This window comes from bacterium (assembly GCA_024224155.1).
GTDB lineage: Bacteria > Acidobacteriota > Thermoanaerobaculia > Multivoradales > JAHEKO01 > CALZIK01.
The window spans coordinates 1-2962 of sequence record JAAENP010000087.1 but is presented as its reverse complement, the minus strand read 5'-3'; the positions used below and the strand labels follow the sequence as shown (position 1 = coordinate 2962).

The window sequence follows — 2962 nt, the reverse complement described above, 5'->3', positions numbered from 1 at the left end:
CGCTCGAGCTCCTCGTAGCTGGCGTCGAGGTAGGGCAGTCCGTGAAGATCCAGAAGCTGCATGAAACCTGCCTTCGTGGTCCCCAGGATCTCGGCGGCTCTGCCGGCCGAGATGACGCCCTCTTGAAAGAGCTCGAGCAGAATCCACTCCCTGGCCCGACGCCCCAGCTCCGAGGGCTCGACGTTCAAGGCGACGATCAGGTCGCTCGGTAACTCAACTTCGATCTTGACGGCACTCATCGTTGACTCCAGCGGGCTAGAGGATTCTACACCAGGACCGATCTCCACCGAGCGCGAGGCACTGGAATGCGCCTCACACGACGCTCTGCTACGATCGTAACGTACCATCTATCTCCTGGCGAAGGAGGGAATCTTCAATGGCCGACACCTTGACCTGGCTTCACCAGTCCGATCTCCATGCCTGTAAACCTCGGACCTGGGACGCCAAACGCGTCACGGACACCCTGCGCGCAGATCTCCGCACGATGCGGGACAAGCACGGCCTGCATCCTGATCTGATCTTCTTCACCGGCGACAGTGCGTTCGGACAGATCGGCGAGCAACGCGGTGAGTACATCGCCGATCAGTTTCGCGAAGCGCACGATTTTCTGACCGCGGTCCGCAAAGTCTACGACCCAGCGGTTCCGCAGCGGCATCTCTTCCTGGTGCCTGGCAATCACGACGTCAATATCCATCGGCTCACCCGCTTCGAGACCCAATGGCTGGACCAGACCGTGTCACTCGCCGAGATAAACCAGCTCGCCCAGGACGCAGGCGCCGAGTGGAAGCAGCTTCTCTCGAGGCTGGCCGACTACGCGACCTTTCTAAGAACCTCTGGCTACGAGCACTTGCTGACCAGCCGCGAGCACTTGACCTACGCCGACGCACGCGAGGTCGCGGGCGTCCGGGTCGGGATCGCCGGGTTCAATTCCGCATGGTCTTCACGCGGTGCGGGTCGGGAGGAATCGGGCCGACTGTGGATGGCGGGTCGCTTCCAGCTCGAAACGCTGCGTCAGGAGATGCCACCGCACGACTTGGCCATCGCACTCGTCCACCATCCGGCCAACTGGCTCGTGCCGGAAGAAGGGCGGACTCCGGTGAAGAGTTGGAGATCGAGGGACCGACCTCATTGGCTGCCGAAGAGGTCTTCAATGGGCTGCGCCCTGGCAAAGGCCGGTTGCTAGTCCGAGGTGCCGCCGGCTGCGGCAAGACAACTCTTTTGCGCTGGGCCGCCGTCCAAGCTGGTAAGAAGATCGGCGATCTCGACCCAGTAGACGGCCCGGAGCTGCCGCCGGCCGAAAGATCCCTGGTGAAGCCAGAATCCACGGCCGACGATACGTCGCCGCCCCTTGGCGAAGACTGGCGGAGAAAAGTGCCCTTCGTTATTCGCTTGCGGGACTGTCCGGGCGGGCAGCTGCCGCGGCCGAGCGACTTCCCCCTCCTGCTCGCAAAGGAACTGCCGGATCCTCCGCCTGACTGGATGGACGAAGTCCTAAGCAGCGGCCGGGCTCTGATCATGTTTGATGGCGCGGACGAAGTACCGCCTACGGCGCGAGGAGAAGTGCTGCGCGAGATTCGGCAGCTCATGCGCACACATCCGGACAACTACTACATCGTGACCACCCGGCCTGAGGCAGTCGAACGAGTCGAATTCCGCGAGCTGGGTTTCGTCTCGGCCCGGGTCGAGCCGTTGGCTCCCCACGATCGCGATACTTTTATCGATCGTTGGCATTACGCGATGGAAGTTCGGTTGCGCAATTGGAACGAGCCTGCTGACTTGCGGCCATTGGCTAGGAGGCTGAAGCGGCGCCGTATCTATTTAGCGGGTACTTGAGTCCTGGAGAGAAGATCCGTGAAACGGTTTCGTGCTTCTGTCGCCAAGGCGCCTATGCCTGCTCCCGCTGCGCGAGATCGGGCGCATGGTCGGTGGCTGGCGGCGGAGGGTGGAAGCATAGCTGTTCGAAGTGTGCGTCGTCGTTTCTGGAATTCGGTTGTGTGTCCGATCCTGGGGCTCGTCGCTGGCTGCGTGTTCCTCTGGAAGCAGTCGGGGTAGGGATGGCAGGGAGGCAACAGGCACATAGACTCATGCCTCCCTTGCGTGGAGGTTAGCAGCCGTTGCTCAGAGTACGGGTCGTGTGGGCGCAGCGTCAGGTAGCGGCAGAGGGGGAGACCGGGCTGGATTGGCAGGAAGGTCCTCAGGCAGGAGGTCTTTGGCGACGGTCGGTTTCGGGCAACGGAGCAATGAGATGAAAATGAGCTGGGGATCGAGGTCTTGCTGAAGAGCCGTGCGAAACACCGTGGCGATTCTGGCAAAGGTCTCGGCGCCGTTCCAGGTTCGATGGCCGCCGCCGCAGTTTTTTCGGGTGGCGATAATGGGTCGCAGGGCCTGCTCGGCGAGATGGTTGGTTGCTGGCAGCTCTGGGTGCTGGAGAAAGGTGAACAATGCCGTTTGCTCCTTGCGGAGGTGCTTGGCGAACTTACGGTTTTCTTCCTCCTTCGGGCGCCAGCTCAGCAGCCGTTTCATGGCAGCTTTGAGGCGCCCGGTGGCCACCGCCAGTCCGTGGGCGGAGATCTCGCCGGCGTCGCGGCGATCACGCAGCTCAAGGGCTTTCTTGAGCAAGCGCTTCACGGCGTGGGGGAAACGGGCCGTGCCACCCAGCGCCGTCTCGAGGTTGTCGTGACAGCGACGCAGCAAGTGGTGCAGGCAGCTCTGGTGCAGGGCCTGCTGGAAGCATCTGTAGGATGGCAAGCCATCTCGGACCATCTTGCCAGGGTAGTCTTCGCCGAGGATCTTGGCGGCCTCTTGGAAACCGCGCCCAATCTCCACAGCGTAGAACGTCACCCAAGTCGTGACGTAAACCCACAACCAGGCCGAGGCCGCGCCCACCCGCCAGCCGGTCTCGTCGGGGCTGACCCATGGCGCCTTGCGCACCGCTTGCTTGAGAGCGTCATAGGTGGGCTCG

Annotated in this window: 4 protein-coding genes; 2 read left to right on the top strand and 2 right to left on the bottom strand. The window is 62.5% G+C overall.

Features of this window, described 5'->3' with window-relative positions; translation table 11 throughout:
* A partial coding sequence (locus tag GY769_04730) for a UPF0175 family protein (GenBank protein ID MCP4201221.1) occupies positions 1-239 on the bottom strand: 239 nt, incomplete at its 3' end.
* 137 nt (positions 240-376) lie between these two features.
* On the opposite strand from GY769_04730, the gene GY769_04725 reads away from it, so the two are divergent.
* Together GY769_04725 and GY769_04720 are read left to right on the top strand one after the other, a co-directional pair.
* Positions 377-1183: a hypothetical protein gene (locus GY769_04725; protein MCP4201220.1), complete on the top strand. Its 807-nt coding sequence runs from the start codon at positions 377-379 to the stop codon at positions 1181-1183.
* Positions 1184-1308: 125 nt separating this feature from the next.
* A complete protein-coding gene (locus tag GY769_04720) occupies positions 1309-1833 on the top strand; it encodes an NACHT domain-containing protein (GenBank protein MCP4201219.1) in 525 nt (174 codons plus the stop codon).
* 285 nt (positions 1834-2118) lie between these two features.
* Here the strand turns inward: GY769_04720 and GY769_04715 are convergent.
* Positions 2119-2962, bottom strand: an 844-nt coding sequence (locus tag GY769_04715) for a transposase (GenBank protein ID MCP4201218.1), incomplete at its 5' end; no start/stop codon positions are given.

Coding starts and splice junctions, on each gene's coding strand:
- GY769_04725 (MCP4201220.1), top strand. CDS start 377: ATGGCCGACACCTTGACCTGGCTTCACCAGTCCGATCTCCATGCCTGT.